Annotated in this window: 15 protein-coding genes and 2 pseudogenes; 10 read left to right on the top strand and 7 right to left on the bottom strand. The window is 39.7% G+C overall.

Going from position 1 to position 19971, the window contains the following annotated elements; translation table 11 throughout:
* Positions 1-248 precede the first annotated feature (248 nt).
* From CYK55_RS06905 to CYK55_RS06875, 7 genes are all read left to right on the top strand, one after another.
* A complete protein-coding gene (locus tag CYK55_RS06905; protein WP_034688309.1) occupies positions 249-1028 on the top strand; it encodes an AzlC family ABC transporter permease in 780 nt (259 codons plus the stop codon).
* Positions 1021-1338 (top strand): AzlD domain-containing protein, encoded by a 318-nt coding sequence (locus CYK55_RS06900; protein WP_019723212.1) that lies wholly within the window; start codon positions 1021-1023, stop codon positions 1336-1338. Before CYK55_RS06905 ends, CYK55_RS06900 begins: the two co-directional genes overlap by 8 nt.
* A 128-nt stretch (positions 1339-1466) precedes the next feature.
* Positions 1467-3059, top strand: coding sequence for a polysaccharide biosynthesis protein (locus tag CYK55_RS06895; RefSeq protein WP_126134094.1), 1593 nt, complete (start codon positions 1467-1469; stop codon positions 3057-3059).
* 264 nt (positions 3060-3323) lie between these two features.
* Complete coding sequence (locus tag CYK55_RS06890) at positions 3324-4172, top strand: DegV family protein (protein WP_034688308.1); 849 nt, start codon at positions 3324-3326, stop codon at positions 4170-4172.
* A gap of 155 nt (positions 4173-4327) precedes the next feature.
* Positions 4328-4807, top strand: a complete 480-nt coding sequence (locus tag CYK55_RS06885; RefSeq protein ID WP_010735448.1) for a DUF6530 family protein — start codon at positions 4328-4330, stop codon at positions 4805-4807.
* Between the two features lie 21 nt (positions 4808-4828).
* Positions 4829-7060 carry an AAA family ATPase gene (locus CYK55_RS06880; RefSeq protein ID WP_126134093.1) on the top strand — a complete coding sequence of 744 codons (2232 nt, stop codon included), beginning with the start codon at positions 4829-4831 and terminating at the stop codon, positions 7058-7060.
* Positions 7061-7239: 179 nt separating this feature from the next.
* Complete coding sequence (locus CYK55_RS06875; RefSeq protein WP_126134092.1) at positions 7240-8880, top strand: glycoside hydrolase family 13 protein; 1641 nt, start codon at positions 7240-7242, stop codon at positions 8878-8880.
* A 64-nt stretch (positions 8881-8944) separates the two neighbouring features.
* Here CYK55_RS06875 and CYK55_RS06870 read toward each other — a convergent pair whose 3' ends face one another.
* The 7 genes and pseudogenes from CYK55_RS06870 to CYK55_RS06840 all read right to left on the bottom strand — a co-directional run bounded on the left by CYK55_RS06870 (position 8945) and on the right by CYK55_RS06840 (position 16360).
* Positions 8945-9493, bottom strand: a complete 549-nt coding sequence (locus CYK55_RS06870; protein WP_034688301.1) for a TIGR01440 family protein — start codon at positions 9491-9493, stop codon at positions 8945-8947.
* Positions 9494-9513: 20 nt separating this feature from the next.
* The gene (locus tag CYK55_RS06865; protein WP_034688299.1) at positions 9514-10008 is read right to left on the bottom strand and encodes an ECF transporter S component; all 495 of its coding nucleotides are present in this window, start codon (positions 10006-10008) and stop codon (positions 9514-9516) included.
* Positions 9998-10804 carry a bifunctional hydroxymethylpyrimidine kinase/phosphomethylpyrimidine kinase gene (locus tag CYK55_RS06860; RefSeq protein WP_126134091.1) on the bottom strand — a complete coding sequence of 269 codons (807 nt, stop codon included), beginning with the start codon at positions 10802-10804 and terminating at the stop codon, positions 9998-10000. Before CYK55_RS06860 ends, CYK55_RS06865 begins: the two co-directional genes overlap by 11 nt.
* A gap of 175 nt (positions 10805-10979) precedes the next feature.
* On the bottom strand, positions 10980-12509 hold the full coding sequence (locus tag CYK55_RS06855) for an AMP-binding protein (protein ID WP_034688293.1): 1530 nt from the start codon (positions 12507-12509) through the stop codon (positions 10980-10982).
* Between the two features lie 616 nt (positions 12510-13125).
* Positions 13126-14124 carry a tyrosine-type recombinase/integrase gene (locus tag CYK55_RS06850; protein WP_023519670.1) on the bottom strand — a complete coding sequence of 333 codons (999 nt, stop codon included), beginning with the start codon at positions 14122-14124 and terminating at the stop codon, positions 13126-13128.
* Positions 14125-14329: 205 nt separating this feature from the next.
* A pseudogene (locus CYK55_RS06845) lies at positions 14330-15681 on the bottom strand (sensor histidine kinase).
* 4 nt (positions 15682-15685) lie between these two features.
* On the bottom strand, positions 15686-16360 hold the full coding sequence (locus CYK55_RS06840; RefSeq protein ID WP_126134090.1) for a response regulator transcription factor: 675 nt from the start codon (positions 16358-16360) through the stop codon (positions 15686-15688).
* 141 nt (positions 16361-16501) lie between these two features.
* Here CYK55_RS06840 and CYK55_RS06835 point away from each other — a divergent pair.
* From CYK55_RS06835 to CYK55_RS06825, 3 genes and pseudogenes are all read left to right on the top strand, one after another.
* Positions 16502-17225 (top strand): annotated as a pseudogene (locus tag CYK55_RS06835) (polyphosphate polymerase domain-containing protein).
* Positions 17215-17889, top strand: a complete 675-nt coding sequence (locus tag CYK55_RS06830; RefSeq protein WP_126134089.1) for a DUF4956 domain-containing protein — start codon at positions 17215-17217, stop codon at positions 17887-17889. Before CYK55_RS06835 ends, CYK55_RS06830 begins: the two are co-directional and overlap by 11 nt.
* Before the next feature lie 13 nt (positions 17890-17902).
* Positions 17903-19747: a carbohydrate-binding domain-containing protein gene (locus CYK55_RS06825; RefSeq protein ID WP_126134088.1), complete on the top strand. Its 1845-nt coding sequence runs from the start codon at positions 17903-17905 to the stop codon at positions 19745-19747.
* Positions 19748-19971: the final 224 nt, after the last annotated feature.

Raw genomic sequence — 19971 nt, 5'->3', positions numbered from 1 at the left:
TTTTTTGCTTATAAAAAAGCTTGATGTTAAAAAACAACTTGTTTATTTATTGTGTAAAATCATCGGTAAAGTAGGAGGAAAATGAATTTTCTCTTATATTTTTCGATGATTTTTATTTTTTTTAATAGTTGTGCTTTAAAAATGAGAAAAATATCATGTTGTTTAACGATAAAACGGCTACATTTTTATTTATTTATGTTACAATTAGTCCGCTATTTATTTGTTGTAAATTGAAGGAGATATCGTTAATGAATAAACAGAAACGGGCGCCTTGGCAGGATTCGCTACATGCTTCGTTGCCACTTTGCCTTAGTTATATCCCAGTTGGGTTAGCTTGCGGAGTCTTACTGCAGCAAGTTGGCTTTGATCCACTCTTAGCTGGTCTATTATCTATTTTAGTATTTTCTGGTGGCGCACAATTCTTAGTTGCCTCTATGTTAGCCATACAAGCGCCATTTTCAACTACACTTTTGATGGTCTTTTTCTTAGAACTACGGTATATTTTGCTAGGGTCGAGTCTTTCAGGCTTTATGAAGAAAGAAAAGCGATTCTTTTTAGCTGTGTTCTCTCAATCATTGAATGACGAAAACTATGCAGTCAATTATTTGAAGTATTCCACTGATCCCACTTGGGACAAGCGAAAAGCTTTATATGTCAATTGGTTTTCAATGGGGGCGTGGGCGTTCAGTAACATGGTCGGAAATATTTTTGGATCAGTGATCCGAGTGGATACGGATTTGGTGCATTTTGCCTTAACTGCTATGTTTATTTTTATGTTTATCATGCAAATGAAAAATGCTTTACTCATCTTCACAGGGATTTTTTCTGGGATACTCAGTGTCTTATTCATGGTACTTTTTAAAAACACTTTCGGTTTGATCGTTGCAACGTTGATTGCTTCTTCGGCGGGTTTTGTATTAGAAAGAGCCTTCAAGAAGGAAAAAGAAAAGAAATCCAGCAAAGAGACCCAACCTTTGAATGAGCCATTGTTCCATTTCCCAGAACAGGAGGTGCAACATCATGACTGAGTGGTACTTGTTGTTATTGGTGATCAGCTTATTTGTCGTTGCATACATTCCACGAGTTTTTCCTATGCTTTACTTTACACATCGAAAAGTGCCTAAATGGTTTAGCGAATGGATGAAATATGTACCAGTTGCTTTGTTTGCAGCGTTGGCCTTCAAAGATGTTTTTATCACGCATGAACATTTAGATATTGCGTGGAACATCAAAATCGTTGCGATGCTATTTGTAGCAGGTGTTGCTTATAAAACCCGCTCAATGGCTTTGTCTGTCATTACAGGACTTGCTTCTGTGTTTTTATTATCAATGTTATAGAATTTCTTAAGCTTCTCCAAAAAATTGGGAAGCTTATTTTTTTGTTTTCCTCAACGAGTTGTCCTCCAAGTTTTTTTTGTTATAATAGGGAAGATGTTTATTCTAATAGAGATAGATGAGGTTGACATATGAATAAGAAATTGATGCAAGGGACATTTTGGCTTACCTTTGCCAATCTACTTTGTAAAGTTTTAGGTGTCGTTTATTTGATTCCTTGGTTAAGTATGATGGGGAACAATCAAGATGGCATGTTAGCAACTACCCTTTATAATGTGGGCTATTTACCATATGGCCTTTTCCTGATGTTAGGTACAGTCGGGTTTCCAAATGCGATAGCAAAAAAAGTGGCGGTGGCGACGAAAAAAGGGGATGAACAAGCTTGTCGGGTCATTTTTCGCAGTACGATCAATATCATGTTCGTTATCGGGATCATATCTGCCTTATTGATGTATTTGTTTGCTCCCGCTTTGGCGAAAATCAGTCCGATCTCGAATGTCGATAACGGTATTTTGGCGATTCGTAGTCTCTGTCCTTCCTTAGTAGCGATCCCAGTATTAAGTGCGATGCGAGGTTACTTCCAAGGAAAAAATCATCTTCGCCCTTACGGTACTTCCTTGATTATTGAACAGGTAGTCCGTGTAATCGTGATCTTAGCTGGTACGTATTATTTGCGTGTGTTGACAGATGGCACGATTGTGCAAGCGGTATTGATCAGTACTGTTGCTTCTTTTTTCGGTGGACTAGCAGCTATTGGTCATATGTTTGTTATTGGACGGCAAAACGATTATTTCCGTTTAAAAGATTTCTGGATCTCAAGTCGCTATTTCCAAAAAGACAATCGTTCTGCGTCTGTTTCGATCATTCGAGAAACCTTACCGTTCATCTATGTTGGTTCGGTGATCACGATTGTACAAATGATCGATCAGGTGACGATGAAACCATTCTTACATTTGTTCAGACCAGAAATTGCAGACCAGCAACTCGAATTTTTGTTTAGTCGTGCATCAGTCAATCCGAACAAATTGACACTGATCTTGATTTCAATGGTCGGAACGGTCGCAATCAGTAGTCTGCCGATCCTGAGTACATTAGGAAAAAAAGACCGACTACAGATTGAAAAAACAGTCGGGGACAGCTTCTCGATTGCTTTATTGATCCTTTTGCCTTCGTTAGCAGGGATGTCCTTATTAGCAGGACCATTATACACCTTGTTTTTTGGCTATGATCCAGAGAGTGTCGGGTACTTCCAAATGGCGCTTCTAGCTTCCTTGTTCTTCTCGTTGTTTACGATTTTATCGACGATGCTCCAATCATTGAATCATCATTTGGTTGCGATCAAACTGACAACAGAAGCCATTATTTTAAAAGTCGTATTCCAAGCGATTGGGTTAGCTTTATTTGGCGGATACGGAATGAGTTTATCTAATACAGTGGCTTTTGCTTTTGTGTTTGTTCGTGGATATCTTTATTTATCAAAAGAATACCGCATCTCGCCATTCGCAAAGATCAGTCATTTCTTCTTGAAGACGTTTCGTTCGACAATGGCCATGTTGCTTCTGTGCTGCATTCTTTTCTTCGTTTTGAGTCTTTCCCTATCCATGACATCAAAAACGCATGCAGTCATTTATTGTGTGGTGATTGGCAGTGTCGGTGGCTTGACGTTTGCCTTTGCCCAGTTTGGTAGAAACGCCATGCAGATGGTCAAGAATTTCAGACGATAAGGGGATGCTTTGGCAAGCACCAGTGGTTCTATAGCTAACTAAGAGTGCAAGCTCATTTCGGATAATAAGTCAGGACTTGAGAAAAATTTTTCTAGTCCTGGCTTTTATTCGTTCTAATAAATAATGAAAGTGATAAAAACCTTAGATTTTAATAAAAAACATGGGTTGCTTTTTCTATAATCTGGACAAAGGTTCAAATCTTTTCTTACTTATGATATAGTATTAAGGACTGGTAAAATTCTTTGAAACGAGGAACTTAAATAAATGAAATTAGCAATCGTAACTGACAGTACAGCTTTCCTGCCAACACGTATCAAAAACCATCCTGATTTATATGTGATTCCTATTCCTGTGATCTTGGATGGAAAAATTTATAACGAAGGCATTGACATCGAAGCAGACGAATATTACGGACTATTGAAAAACAGTAAAGATTTTCCAACAACTTCCCAACCTGCTGTAGGTGAAGTTTTGGCACTATATGAAGAACTGAAAACCAAAGGCTATGATACGATCTTAAGCATACACTTATCAAGTGGGATTTCTGGATTCGTCAATACATTATTTGCGATGAAAGACGGCGTCAAAGAGATGACGATTATTCCTTATGATTCGAAAATCACCAGTATGCCAATGGGGCATATGGTCGAATCTGCTTTAGACTTGAATGATAAAGGTTATTCACTTGAAGCCATTTTAGCTCACATCGATCGAATTAGAGACAATACATACGCCTATTTGATCGTTGATGACTTGAACAACTTAGTCCGCGGTGGTCGCTTGACTAATGGGGCTGCGCTGATCGGGGGACTATTGAAAATCAAACCGATCCTGACTTTTTCAGAAGGTAAGATCATCTTATTCGAGAAGATCCGTTCAAGTAAAAAAGCTTTTGCCCGTGCAGAGCAAATCATTGGCAAACGAAATGAAGAAATTAAACCACCAGTAAAATTATATGTGATCCATGCAAATAATTTAGTAGTTGCCGAAGAAGAAAAAGCAAAACTTCAAAAACAATACCCACAGGCAGAAATCGAGATCGGCCACTTTGGTCCAGTGATCGGTAGTCACTTAGGTGAAAAAGCGATCGGTATTGCGATCTCTGCACAATAAATAGGGCAGAAAGCAAAAATACTAGGAAAAGAAACAGTTTAAGCAATGATTTGCTTGGGCTGTTTTTTTGCATTTCTATCTTAATTATTTTATACTAGTTTTAATTATCTAGTAATTTACTAAATCACTAAATTACTAAAAAGGAGTAGAGAAGGATGGAAATACCAACAAATTTGAAACATAAACCAGTGATCGTCGTCGAAGATTATGATAAAGTTGATGGCAGAAATGCCTTGCATACAGATGCAAAAGGACTGTCTTTAGGATTAGCTCAGTGGAATGATCGAGGCAAAGTCGATATCTCAGGAAAAGTATGGCGTCATACAGGTGAAAAGTGGTCACGTCAATCGGAAGAATTACCGATTACTCGTATCCTTGACTTAGCGATCTTAGTCGCGCAAGGAAGTGTTTACTTCCAAGATGCTTACCGTCATGAAAAATTTTACGACCCTGAAAATCCTGTCGTTGATATCATCGGTTTGCAAGGAAACCGGATGACGGTGGAAGTAGACACGAAAAACCCTAAAATCGATGAAGATATCATGTTATACTACGATGCTTTACAAAAAGATGGCGAATTACTTGGCGAACGTTTTCGTATCTTGAAACGTCTATTAGATGATCTAGGGTATTAATGTTATAAGGAAGTGTTTAAAATGGAAAACTTTTCACTCACCGACCAGCGAACGTTTACGCCGATCGAAAAACAAATGATCTGGAAAAAAACGACAAGTCATCAAACTAGTGCTGAAGAGCTACGTATTGCGACTGAAATCAAAACAAACTGGCTAGATCCGGAAATGAAAATCAGCAATGTGTTATTGGAAGGGGATGCAGGTTCCGGGAAAACGCAATTAGCAAAAGCTTTGTCTTTTGATCTGCAGTTACCTTATACGAAAGTAACATGCTTTGCTGATATGGATAAATCAGATGTCTTTGGAGCGTTACTACCTGTCATTGATTCAGACCAAGAAGAAGATCAGGAGTTATTGACCGCTATTTATCAAACGGATACATTAGCTGCGGTATTGACGTTGATCGAACAATATTACTCCGTCGATCAACAAACGGCAAAACAAAAATTAGCCGATCTCGTGCAACGAATCGAAAATAATCAAGAAAGTACGATCCACTACAAATACTATCCGTCAGAAATCGTTCGCGCGATCGAAAAGGGTTATCTTTTAGAAATCCAAGAACCAACGGTGATACGTGATGCTTCGGTTCTTGTTGCCCTGAACTCCGCCTTAGAAACCAACGGTTTGTTGAACTTACCTACTGGTGTGATCAAACGCCACCCTGATTGTATCATTATTATTACAACGAATCGCAACTATCAAGGAAACCGACCGTTGAATGAATCACTTCGAGATCGTATGCAACATGCTGAGAAAATGGATTTGCCAGAGCTTTCAGTCATGGTGGAACGCGCTATCAGCAAGACACAAGTTAAAGAGCCGATAATTTTGTTGAAAATGGCAGAAGTGATCCGTTTGTTAGATGAAACTGTTAAAGCAAATGCCATCAAAGGTGTAGCAGGTATGCGTTCTTATTTTTATTGGGTTAATACAATGAAACAAAATCAAGACATTTTCGTATCGCTCTATCCTAAGGTCTTATATAAACTGACGACTGATCCAGATGAATTACACATTTTGACGACTGCACTAACTGATAGTGGGCTTTTAGATGAACTCAGAGAATTGGTTCGACAAAAGAAATGGGGGGACTTATCAGACGGATCCTCACGAATCAAAGGGCGGACAATTCGCGCAGCAGAAGCGATGGAACGTCAAATCGATCAGTTGGCAGAAGAAACAACATCACTTGCTGAACACCCCTCAGAAAAAGAGGAAGTGTTACAAGAAGAGCAGACAAAGGAAGCAGCGGCGAAAGAAGAAACCTCAATTGACACATTGCCTTTATCGGAAGAGCGGAGTCAAGAAGTCGAAGGGCATGGTCAACAGCAATCAGATGATGAATCCCAAGAGATGTCAGCTTCAGATATGGAAGCCCTAGATAAGCAACTCAAGCGTGAACTCAATAAAGAAGCGCGGCAGCTGATGAAAGGGACGATCCATGAAAAAGAAGGAATGATCGTTCATCGCCCTAAGTTTGCTATCATAAATCCTGAAGTAGCGATTATCCGACAAGAAATCGATCCGATCGTGGATTCATTGAGTCGGCAAATCCTTGATCTTTTGGAAAATGAACAAAGCGAAACTTATCAAAAAGGGAAATACGAAGGCCAACGTTTTAATGCTAGTCGAGTAGTTTATGGTGATTTACGACAATTTGATAAAAAAAATCCCCCTCACGAACAACCTTCTTTGGCAGTGGCTCTGCGAATCGATGAATCTGGTTCGATGGTTCGTGAAGACCGCATGATAGCTGCAAAAAAAGCTGCATTTGCTATTGCCGCATTTGCCAAAAAAGTACGTATTCCTTTATTGATCTACGGGGATACAGCAGATGTTTCGACAAGAGAAAAAACATCTGTCTTTTCGTACAAAGAATTTTCAGATTCATTTGAGTGGTTGGAACAGAAATTAGTGACTATGAAGCCAAGACAAAATAATCGTGATGGTGCAGTGTTGCGTCTAATCGCTGGCAAGCTGACAGAACAACCTGCGACTACCAAACTGATAGTCAACATCAGTGATGGCCAACCAAAAGCGTTACCTGATTATACAGGCGCTAAAGCAAAAAAAGATATCCAAGAAGTCTTGACCGAATATGAACGCCAAGGTATCATCTTTATTTCTGCGGCAATTGGACAAGATAAGGAAGAAATCAAAGAAATCTATGGCGCAAGTCGCTTCGTTGATATTACCGATTTATCGACATTTCCCAAACAATTGATCCAATTGATTTCTCGTTATTTATAAATAGATATTAAGCGAATACCAAAGATGATGTGTCACCCATGATCTTTGATGTTCGCTTTTTTGAGGTCTTTCATTTATTATAAGCACTACTCCAACTGATGTAAGCATGAAAAAAGTTAACGGTAACAAATATGTAACCGCTTGAAATTAAGCTATAATAAAGAAAAAAGGGGATAAGCATGAAGCAGTCAGAAAAGTGGTGGAAGGAAGCGGTTGGGTATCAAATCTACCCAGCAAGCTTTAAAGATAGTAACAACGACGGTATCGGTGATATCAAAGGCATTCGCGAAAAACTTAGCTATTTGAAAGAGTTAGGGATCGACTTTCTTTGGATCAATCCTATTTATCAGTCACCATTTGTCGATAACGGTTATGATATCAGCGATTATCAAGCAATTCTTGAGAAATTTGGTACAATGGATGAGTTTGATGCTTTATTAGCTGAAGCCCATCAGATGGGGATAAAGATCATCATGGATCTAGTCATCAATCATAGTTCCGATCAGCATGAATGGTTTATTGAATCACGTCAGTCGGTCGATAATCCTTACCGCGATTACTACATTTGGGTCGATGGCACACCTGATCAAGCCCCAAATGAATGGCAGTCGATCTTTGGTGGTTCAGCATGGGCATACGATGAACAAACGGGTCAATACTACTTACACATTTTTGCAAAAGAACAACCTGACTTGAACTGGGAAAGCGATAAGCTAAAGGCTGAACTCTTCACGATGATCCGCTGGTGGTTAGATAAAGGGATCGACGGATTCCGCTTAGATGCCATTTCTCATGTAAAAAAAGATGAATACTCTGTCAAGGCAACTGAGAACCCATTTTCTCCTTTTCAAAATGTCTCCGGTATTGAAGATCATTTGACAGAATTAAAAAATGTCTTTGATGAATATGATATTATGACGGTAGGAGAAGCCAGTGGTGTATCTGCTAACGAAGGACCTGAGTGGGTAGGCGAAAATGGCTATTTTGATATGATCTTTGAGTTTGATCATATTTCGATCTGGAAACATGAAAAAGACGGGGATCTAGATGTATTGAGTTTGAAACAATCATTGAGCGCGTGGCAACGAGCACTGGATGGCAAAGGTTGGAACGCTCTTTATATGGAAAACCATGACGTGCCAAGATGTGTGTCTGTCTTTGGGGATACGTCTCCTAAGTATTGGCAAGTGTCTGCAAAAGCAATCGCCATGATGTATTTCTTTTTGCAAGGTACGCCATTTATTTATCAAGGACAAGAAATCGGTATGACAAATCTATCATTTTCTTCTATTGATGAGATCGATGCAGTAGATTCAAAAAGACTCTATCAACAATTGCTTGATGAAGGACGTTCTGAAGAAGAAGCATTGGATATCGTAGCCAATACCACAAGAGATAACAGTCGTACCCCGATGCAATGGGATGATCATTCGTATGCTGGTTTTTCTGAGGTTGCCCCTTGGTTGCTCGTCAATCCGAATTATCAAATGATCAATGTCGCTGATCAAACGAATGATCCCGAATCGATTTTATCTTTTTACAAAAAGATGATTATCCTGCGTCGAGAAAACAAAGGGTTGGTTTATGGTAGTTTCAATGAATATCTACCTGAAAATGAACAGCTCTTTGTATACGAACGAGTCCTAGATGAAGAACGTTATCTGATCATCGTCAACTTGACTGATGAAGCAGCGACTTATACCTTACCAACGGAAATCGAAACAAATTGGGAAGTATTATTGGAAAACCAATCCGGTCAAGAATTTCAATCAAGTAGTACATTTGCCCCTTATGAAGCGTGTCTTTATCGAAAAATTTAGCTGACATGAAAAAACTACGAACATAAGAAAGGGAACAACTCTCTTATTCGTTCGTAGTTTTTTCTTATTCGTATTGCGCGCGAGGTCCCCCAATGTATTTAGGACGAGACCGTAAAGCAGTGACATGCGCATGACCTAATGTGTTAGAACGAGGACGTACAGGCACTTGAACATGTTTGATGTGCATCCCGATCGCAGTATCCCCGATGTCGATTCCTGCTTGAGCAACGACATGTTCCACTTCGACAGGATCGCTGAATTGTTCAAATGCTGCAACTGAGCAGGCACCTCCTGCATGAAGTGCCGGAATGACAGAGACGATCTCCAATTGTTTCTTTTCGGCTACTGGACGTTCGACGACTAATGCTCGATTAAGGTGTTCACAACCTTGGACTGCTAACGAAATGTCAAGAGGATCTAATCGTTCTTTCAATGTTTCGATGACCCATTGCCCGATTTCTGCATTTGAGTTTTTACCAATATGTCCACCAACAATTTCACTGGTACTGCATCCTACAACGAATAGATCGCCCGCTTTAAGATTGGCTTCATTGAGAACGTCCGAAACCATTTCAGATAATTGCTGTTTGAAACTGTCTTTTGATACTTCCATTTTCAATTCATCCTTTTTACTTATTTTTTTACCGTTGATTGTTGCAGAGGTAAACGCATCAATGCCTTTGTAAGTGGGATTGCCACCACGATACCGACAATGTTTTGGAGCAAATTACTTGGTAGCGATGCGATACCGACTGGCCAGTCATAAAGCAGCCAACTGGCAAAGAAGTAGCCAGCAACCATGATGATCGTTCCAAGTGATAAACCAAAGCCCCAACGCACAGAACCTTTACCCGCAAAATAGCCAGCAACCAGTCCTTGTAAGCCATGGATCAATAAAGAGAAAATCGCCCATTGGGGATAGCCGGATAATAAATCAATAAACAAACCACTTCCTGCACCAACAATCAATCCACCCATCGGCCCAAACAGAGCAGCTGCCGTATAAATGCCAACTTCACATAAGGTGACAAATCCGTTGGTTCCAGGTATTGGAATCAAGATGACCAAAGAAACCCCCACAGTTAAAGCCGTCAACATGGCATAAATCGCAATTTTTTTAGTATTCATTCGTTATTTCCACTCCTTTTCCTTTTGACCAAACACTTCCTGTTTGATCATTCATCATGACACCGTTCAAGATACAGTCATAAACAAAAGCCTTACTCCGGGCAACAGCATCCGCCAAAGGATAATCTAAGACCAGATTTGCGGCAATCGCGGAAGCAAATGTACATCCTGCACCGTTGACAGTCTGTTCGTCTAACTTTTCCCGTCTAAATGAGATTGTTTCATTTCCGTTGAATAAAACATCCAATGCTTTGTTACCGATAATCCCAGTACCACCTTTGATCACTACGTTCCTAGCACCTAGTGAATGGATATATTTTGCACAATCGGTCATTTGGAGAAAAGTTTGAACGGGTTGGCCATAAAGCAGGGAAGCTTCTTTCAAATTCGGGGTCAATACATCCGCAAAAGGAAATAACTCCTGTATCATTTTTTGCATATAAGCTTGATTCAAGGTATTTGCTGTTTCCTTAAAGGCAAACACAGGATCGATCACAATGGGAACATCCTCAAAATATGTAAGGAAATCCTTCACAACGTCAATGGCTTCCAATGAATGTAATAAGCCAATTTTTATGCCATCTAAATCTGTCATACATCGAATCGAATCTAGCTGCTTGGCTAACCATTCAGGCGGGATCGTCTCTAATATAAACGAACCATCTGAGTCAAGCATTCCGATACAGGTCAATGCACTCATCCCAAAAATATGATGGTTTTCAAATGTCTTTAAATCGGACTGTATGCCGCCACCAGCAAACGGATCAGATCCTCCAATCGTTACTATTTTTTTCACTTTTATCCCTCCACAAAAAGAGTATACCTTGTTCGAATAAAAAGAAAAACAGCCAATTGGCAGATTATCAAGTCAGCCACTTTATATAGAAAAAAGAAAAGAAATCTATATACAAAAAAACAAGCACTTTCCTAACTACAGGAAAAGTACTTGTCTGGACTATTGGAGGAGATAATTATTGATTTGCTTCTTTAAATTCCTTTTCAATTTGTAACCGTTGGACTTTCATGGTTGCTGTTCTTGGAATATCTTCGTAAGCACGAATGATCGGTGTGTTCAAACGTGGCAATTCATGGACTTGGTTCCACCAACGATCCCAATCCATCTCTTGATTCGGCGCTAAAGCAATGATTGGTTGTGGTGAATTATCTTTATCACGAACGATGACGACTTCAGCTAAAAATTCCAATGAATCCAACAAATAATCTTCGATCGCTAATGTACTATTGATCGTATCGATCAAGTCAACTTGACGATCTTTCAGATGTAGATGGCCATTTTCATCGATACAACCATAATCGCCGCTATCCCACCAAACACCATACACATTTTCTTGAAATCGAGCATCTTCTTTATAATAAGTCAATGCACGGCCTTTTGATAACAAGTGGATGTGACCATCTGTGTTCGCCGGTAGTTCATTGCCTTCTTCATCAGTGATCCTTGCTTTGGTCAAGTCACCTAACCCGACACCCATATCACGTGCGTCACTTGTTTTTAAGCTCTCCAACGTATGAGCTTTCAAAATCATTGGTCCACATTCACTTTGTCCGTAGACTTGCAAAAAGATTGCTTCTTTTGTTGCTGACGTTTGAAGGAATACTTCCATTGTCTGATTGTTGATGGCATCAAATGTAGAGTGGTAGTAGCGAATACCTGAAAAAGCTTCTGGATGCTCTCTAGCAGTGAAACTCCACTGAACAAAGTTATTTGGATGTGTCTCTAAAGCAATTGGCGGATTCTCTAATAACAGTTTTACCACATGTTCACCTTGAGGATCTGCGATTGGCATCATCGGAAAGCCCATTGCCATAAGAGAAGAGATGCCGATGTTGAATCGTGAATGAACCGGCGAAATATGAAAAGCGACTAATTTCTTCTCGGTGATCTTAGTAAATACCGTTTTTTGCCACTTTGTCCGCCAGCCCATTGAATGTGCAGAGTGGCAAATCAATTTAGGAATGCCGGTCGTGCCTGAAGTGTGAGTCATATAAGAGATTTCATCATTATCTAATTTCTTTTGTGCCACAGGAGTTGCGGGTTGTTTGAGCAAATCAGCGACAGCCAATTGTTTGCTCTTCGTGCCGTTAGTGATGCCTGTAACGCGTTCACTTGTAACTTCGTCAAATAAGATAAAAGGATCTTCCAAACGATCAACAAATACTTCTAAAGTACTTGTTGGTAAATGGTAGGAAGGCATGACAGGAATTGCACCTAGATAAGAGGCAGCAACGGCCATCAAGTAGGTATCAAAAGCAGAGCTTTTGTAGATCATGATCTTGTCACCAAGTGTCACACCTAAACTAGCCAGTTGATAGGCACGTGTTACTACTAATTCATGACATTCGCTGTAAGTGCTTTTAAAACCAAGCTCCGGAAAAGCCACTAATGTCTGATCAAAAATCATTGGGACATCAGGTGTGCGTTCAGCAGCTTCTTGAAAATTCGTATAAAGATTAAGTGGGGTATAGTCGATTGTTTCCATCTTTCACGCTCCATAAATAAATTTGTTAATAAATGTACAAAGTCTTAAAATATGATAGCATATCCACAATCTAAATAACAGAAAAACCTAAATGTAAAGTTATCTTTTGGATTGAGAGGGCACATTGGATGAAAAATGTGCAATATCCACATGAGGTGACGTAAGGTTTTTTTTTTGAGAAAATGCTTGACCACTCGCTTTTTATAAAGGATTTATCAATCATTTTTTTTCAAAAAACTGTACTTATAATCAGTTACTTTTTTAATAAGATAAACGAAAATAATAGATATACTATTTGAATTAATCAGCTGTATTGAAAAGGAATGAAAAAATGTAAATCGAAGAGCATCGTAAAGCAGTCGGTACATTTGAGAATAAGCGCAATAAAAATTCTGATCAAAATGCTAAGCAAGAATCAGTCAATGTAAAATGAACAGTTACGATAACCTTATTTCAAGAAAGAAGACAAAAGCAACTTGATCGTTTTTAAAAAATTTAAGTGAGGATACTTGTCAGTTAATAAATTCTTTAACAAGAAATAGATCGCATAGAAAGTGAAGAAACAAAGCGATGTAGCGAACTTTCTATGCGATGATTTCATAGATCATTGAACGATTCAACGATAGGAGAAGTCACGCATTTTCTCGTAGATTTCTTCAAATGAGTGTGGACGTACATAGCGATTGCCACAGAGATAATTCACTGCATCTTTGTCGCCTAAGTATAATTCAGTATAGTAACGGAAAGTTTTCCGACACAATTCCGGTGAAACGTTTTTGTACACCGTGATCCGATCAAGGATTTGGCGAATCGTGCGAGGCGAGATTTGTTCATCGTGTGAAGAGCGGAAAACATAGGATTCTCCAGATGCACCATTTTTATGTTGGTTGGCATAATTCGCAAGTATCGGAAGGGCTTCATTTGGAATAGGTACTCGCTCCAAACGATTCGCTTTCCGATCTACAACTAGAATCTGTTTCTTCATATCAATATTTTTCCATTTTAATTCAACGACTTCATGGATTTTCAAGCCACAATAGAGGAGAACAGCCACGATTGCCAGATTTCTTGCACGATTTTTTTGTTCAAAAAGTGCTTCCCGTGGAGAATTAAAACCTTTTTCAGGAACGAAAAGCGAGTCAAAATTACTTAATAAAGAAGCGTCGATGTAACGGGGAGCGGCAGAGGTAGTTTCTGGTAAACTATCCCCTAATAAGGAAATCTCTTTTTCAACAAGGCCTTTTTCATACAAAAAGCGTAGAAAATGATTCAAAGCATATTGCTTACGAGAGATCCCGTAGTAACCATTTTTGAATTGCTGTTGTGTTTCTTGTGCAGCAGCTGTATGAAAAGCTCGCGTGTGAAGGTAAACTTCACTTAAAAAATTAAGATAGACTTGTTTTTCCAATTGGATGATCAACTGATCATTTATTTCTTGTTTATGCGTTTTTCGTAAGTAATCTGTAAATAAATGGAAATCTTTTGCATATTCATAGCGACTGGCTAATGATAATTTTTTTGAGTTCGCCTGCAAAAATTCATTGAAGATCGGTGGTAACTGGAGCATTCGTTGTTTCAACTTTTCTTGTATCTGTTTTCTTGTTTTGACATCCATGCAAAAAACCTCCATTTCGTATCTAAAATCATGGGAACAGGAACTAGTGTATTTCTGGAAAGATTGCTTCTGCCTACCCAAATGTATTAGTCTGATAGGGGAGCGATGAAGGGCAACTGTTACTTGTGATCCTCGTCTTATTTTACTACAATCATTCACTGAATACTAAAAACTAAATCAATAAAAAAGACACTCTGACGTAGCATCAGCTATGGTTCAAAGTGTCTTTTCGCGTGTCACTAAATGATGATTTGATGGGTAACTGGATCTTGAAATCCACACCCACTGGCAGGTGATCTGACACAGTCAATTGTCCCTTGTGTTGCTCGATCAATTGTTTTGCGATTGCTAAGCCGAGTCCATAGCCACCCGTTTCCTTTGAACGAGCTTGGTCTTCACGGTAAAAGCGATCAAAAATCCGGTTTTTATCTTCGTCACTGATTGCAGGACCTGTATTTTTGACATGGATCACCCAATCTTTATTGGTGCTAGCTGATGTGACAATGATCTCGTCGTGTTCACTCGTGTATTTGAGTGCGTTATCTAGCAAAATGACTAATACTTGATGGATTTTTTTCGGATCAGCTAAAACGCTCATGTCTGCTTGGTTATCGACTAAAAATCCTTTTTGATCAATCGTTGCCATCTCTTGGAAAGGTTTAATCAATTCAGTGATAAATCCCTTTGTTTGTAGTTCTTGCTTTGCGAGCGTATCTTGACTCGAATCGCTTCGTGCTAAGGTCAATAAATCAGAAGTCAAGCCAGTCAGACGTCTTGTTTCAGACAATGCTTGCGCAATACTTTCAGATTCTTCGATGATCGTATGGTTTGGTTTAGTGAATAGATGTTCCAAACTGTTTTGGATAATTGTTAGAGGTGTTCGCAATTCATGGGAAGCATTTTCCACAAATTCTCTTTGTCGGCGCCATGATGCTAAGATCGGACGCATGTTGAGCTTAGACAAATAATAGCTGACACCAATGGAACCTAACCAAAAGACGATCATACAAAGAATCAAAATCGTTTGGAATGTTCGAAGAGAGGAGTTGATTTGATTGGTATTTTCTAACACTTGGACGTAGGCAACTGCTCCTTGGTTTGTTGCTTTTTTAGTAATCGATCGAAAATAAAGGGGCGTTCCTTGGTCAGCTTGCACCAGTTCAATATTTTGGATCGTATCTAACTGACTCGTATCCAACTTGATCCCTTCGATTTGATTAAAACGACCACCAATGGTTTCTTTATTCAATACTTCACCTGATGCCGACCACAAGATCACTTGAGTATTGAAACGATCTCCTTCAAGTAGTGACTCTGTTTGACGGGGGGGATCTGGGCGTTGAAAAAAGGGTCTCCCTTTTGATAACGTTCGATTTCTAGTTGCACCATATGGGAGTTCATTGAGACATTCTTCAACATCAGGTCGGTCTCACGATAGGCTGACTGATTCAATAATTGTAGAATGATTCCTCCAAGCAAAAGAAAAATCAAGGCAAAGGCGGTCACATTGGCTGCAAAAAGTTTTGTACGTTGTTGATTGAAAATACTGTCTGTCATCGCCTCACTCTCCCTGTAAGATATAGCCGACATTACGCAATGTTTTGATTTCTTTATCCAAGCCGTTCACTCGAAGATGTTTTCTAAGATTGCTCATATAGACTTCTACGACAGTGATCGTCGTGTCAGAATCAAAGCCCCAGATACGGTCGAAAATCTGCTCTTTCGTCAAGATGATCCCTTTATTTTGCAAGAAATAAACAAGCAACTCAAATTCTTTCCCTTGGATCGGAAGTAGTTGTTTCTTGTATTCGACGGTATTTTGTTGTAAGTCACAGATGATTCCCTGATACTCCAATATATGTTCACTGAAGAGTCCGAGTGAACGTTTCAATAATGCTTTGATCCGCATCAGTAATTCTTCACGATAAAATGGTTTGGTCAAATAGTCATCGGCACCACGTTCAAAACCTTCAATTTTGTCTTCTAAGCCATCTTTAGCTGTCAAGATCAGCACAGGGGTCAAGATGTTCTTTTTCCGAAGATGCGCTAATATTTCATATCCATTAATTTCAGGGATCATCAAATCAAGAACTGCTAGATCATAAACACCAGATTCCAATTCATATAAGCCTTCGCTGCCGTCATAGACTTGGCTCACTTCACCGATCTCAGAAATGATCTCTTTGATATTATCTGACAATACATGATCATCTTCGACCACTAATAATTTAATCATACATTCCACCTCTATTGTTTTCACCATATAAGTTGATTTTACCATGATAAGCATAAACAAAACTTAAATTTCGGATTAAGTTCCATTTAAGTTAACCTTTGTATGCTAGGTGACATCACTTGATACGACAGGAGGAAGAAAATGAAATTAAAAAATGTATTCCAACGCAAAGAAACAAAATATCTGATCCCAACGGCACAGTTCCATTTTTTTTAAAGACCTGAAAAAACAGATGCAGATCGACGAATACGGGCTGCATACTATTTTATCCTTGTATTTTGATACACCTGACGATCGCTTCATTACCAATTCTATGACGAAACCAAAATACAAAGAAAAATTCAGAGTAAGAAGCTATGACATACCGCAGAAGACATCGATGGTCTTTCTAGAAATCAAAAAGAAGGTCAACGGAATCGTCTATAAAAGAAGAATGCCACTCACTTATGCTGAGTATCTGCAATGGCTTGATCAAAAATATTTTCTCAAGAATGAAGACGAACAAATCCCACAGGAAGTGAATTGGTTGTTCAAAAGAAATCCAGATTTGTCGCCTAAAACAATGATTATTTATGAACGAATGTCGCTATTTGGCACATCAGATACAGATTTTCGTGTGACGTTTGATCAGAACATCCGTTTTCGCAGTACCAATTTGGATCTATCAATCACAGGGAAAGAGACTTTGGTTGCTCCTGAGATTGGCATATTGATGGAAGTGAAAGCGCTAGGGGCGTATCCCTTGTGGTTTGTGGAGCTGTTGAACGATTATCAGCTAAGAAAAGGGAGCTTTTCAAAATACGCAGAAACGTATCAGCGACATTTATTCATTCAGACAAAGGAGAGAAAGAATCATGCTATCTAGTTTAATCGAATCAGGGACAACCATTCAACCTAAAGAATTATTGATTTGTATCGCCACTTCATTAGTTTTAGGGTTATTAGTTGCAATTATCCATATGCAACGTAACGTCTATACGAAAAGTTTTGTTGTTACCGTCGCTGTTTTGCCGATACTGGTTCAATCAGTCATCATGTTGGTCAATGGCAATCTTGGAACAGGCTTGGCGGTCGTCGGTGCCTTCAGTCTGATTCGCTTTCGTTCGGTTGCCGGTGGTTCAAGAGAAATCACTAGTATTTTTTGGTCGATGGGCATCGGGATTGCTACAGGGATGGGCTACGTTGCATACGTGGTGATATTCTCAGTTATCGTCGCGCTCTTTTTACTACTGCTTTATCTTTCATCTTTTGGCAATCAGAATAATGTAGCTGAGCGAGAATTGAAGGTAACGATTCCAGAAGATTTAGACTACCCTGAACTGTTTACCGATATTTTTGAGAAGTATACGTATACGCATCATCTCAGTTCTGTGCGAACAACGACAATGGGGAGCTTGTACGAGTTACGCTATATTCTTCTCTTGCAAAATCAACAGCAGGAAAAAGAAATCATTGATCAAATACGTGTTCGCAATGGTAATTTACCAGTCGTACTCGGTAAAGTAGCCACGAATCGTGATGAATTATAAAGGAGGAACTCGCATGAAAAAATTCTATTCATTAATCGCTACCAGCCTCTTATTAACAGCCTGTTCCTCAGCAAACTCAGCTTCTTCGGGTAAAACTAGCACAGAGGAAACAGATACAAGTACAGTGACAGATCTCTCGACAGATAAGACATCCACGGAATCAGAAACGACGTTCGGTAATTATGAGACAGAAGATCTAACAACTAGCTATGAGGAAAGTTCCGTTGTCGACATCCAATTAGGGGAGGAGTCAGAAGTGACAGGAGAAGGTGCCGAAGTTTCTGATAAACAAGTAACGATCACGCAAGGAGGGACTTATGTTCTCAGCGGAACATTGACTGATGGGCAATTGATCGTGAACTTGCCGAAAGAAGAAAAAGTCCACCTGATTTTCAACGGTGTAACGATCACCAACTCTAACGGGCCGGCTGTTGATATCCAACAAACAGAAAAAGCGATAGTGACTTTAGCAGACAATACTGAAAATCACTTATCTGATAGTGAGACATATCCACTAGCTGAAAACGAAACTGAGCCAGATGCCACATTGTACAGCAAAGAAGATTTGACGATCAATGGCACTGGCGTATTGACTGTCGATGGTAATTATAACAACGGGATTCGTAGCAAAGATGACTTAGTCTTGATCTCTGGAACCTATACGATCCATGCAAAAAATAACGGATTGAAAGGAAAAGATGCGGTATCGATCATGGGCGGGAGCTATCAGATCACTACCGAAGAAGGAGATGGCATCCAAGCAAATGGGACAGAGGATGAAACAAAAGGTGCGGTGGCAATCGACGGCGGGACTATCAATATAAACAGTGGAAGAGACGGTATCCAAGCAGAAACATCCATCCGTAGCCAAGGAGCAGAAATCACGATCCAGACGGCAGACGGAGCTGATAGCACGAACTTAGATACAAATGAAAGTTACAAAGGCATAAAAGCCGGGAATAATGTGTTGATCAGTAGCGGAAACCATACCATCAATAGTGCCGATGATAGTATCCATACCAATAACAGTGCGGAAATAACAGGCGGGACACTCACATTAAACTCTGGAGATGATGGGATTCATACAGACAATGAGTTGACCTTCAATGGCGGCACAATTGACATCCAGCAATCCTATGAAGGAATTGAATCAGCAGTCATCCTCTTCAATGACGGAGAGATACATGTCACTGCTAGTGATGACGGAATCAATGCTGGCGGTGGCAGTGACACAGAAACGACGACTGGACAGTTTGGCGCTGACAGCTTTGGTGGTCCACCGGATGAGGCGGATGAGAGCAAAGAAGTCACGATCAATGGTGGGACGATCTATGTTGATTCAGAAGGCGACGGGTTAGATAGCAACGGGAACATTCAAATGTCCGGTGGTACAATGCTGATCAACGGCCCCGTAAATGGTGGTAATGGTGCATTGGACTATGGTGGGACATTTACTCTAACAGGTGGAACATTTGCCGCGGCTGGCTCAAGTGGAATGGCGCAAACAGTCAGTGATAGTTCTACTCAAGCAACAGTAGCGATCAGCTATGACACTGTTCAGCAAGCAGATACACTCATGAGTTTGCAAACAACCGCAGGGGAAGCAGTAATTGCGTATCAACCTGCTAAAAATTATCAAACAATCGTAGTCTCGTCACCACAGCTTGCAGTTGGAGAAACGTATACGATTGCTACCGGTGGCACGACTCAAGCTGAACTTACTAATGGCTTTAGTGAACACCTATCAATCAGTGATGCAGAAGATTTAGGCACGTTCAGCTTCACAGATACGTCAATGACAATTTCTCAATCTGGGGAAGAAGTTTCCTTTGGTCAAACGGGACCAGAAGATTTTTAGTTCCATCATCGAAGAGAACGAAGGATAGCGATCCCAAGAATAGCGTGCGAACAAACGCCATTTTGGGGATCATTTTTTTGTTCGTCACTACTTCCGTAAAAGATCGCAAACGCCAGTGTTACTTAGAATATGGCTATCTAGTTTGTTTTTTTCTTAAAAATACTAATATTATGAACGAATGTATCAGACGAAGCAATTGACTTATTGGATGCATAAGCGCTATA

The organism is Enterococcus mundtii (genome assembly GCF_003957375.1).
Taxonomy (GTDB): domain Bacteria; phylum Bacillota; class Bacilli; order Lactobacillales; family Enterococcaceae; genus Enterococcus_B; species Enterococcus_B spodopteracolus.
The sequence above is the reverse complement of the archived record's forward strand: the minus strand, read 5'-3'. Positions and strand labels throughout refer to the sequence as shown.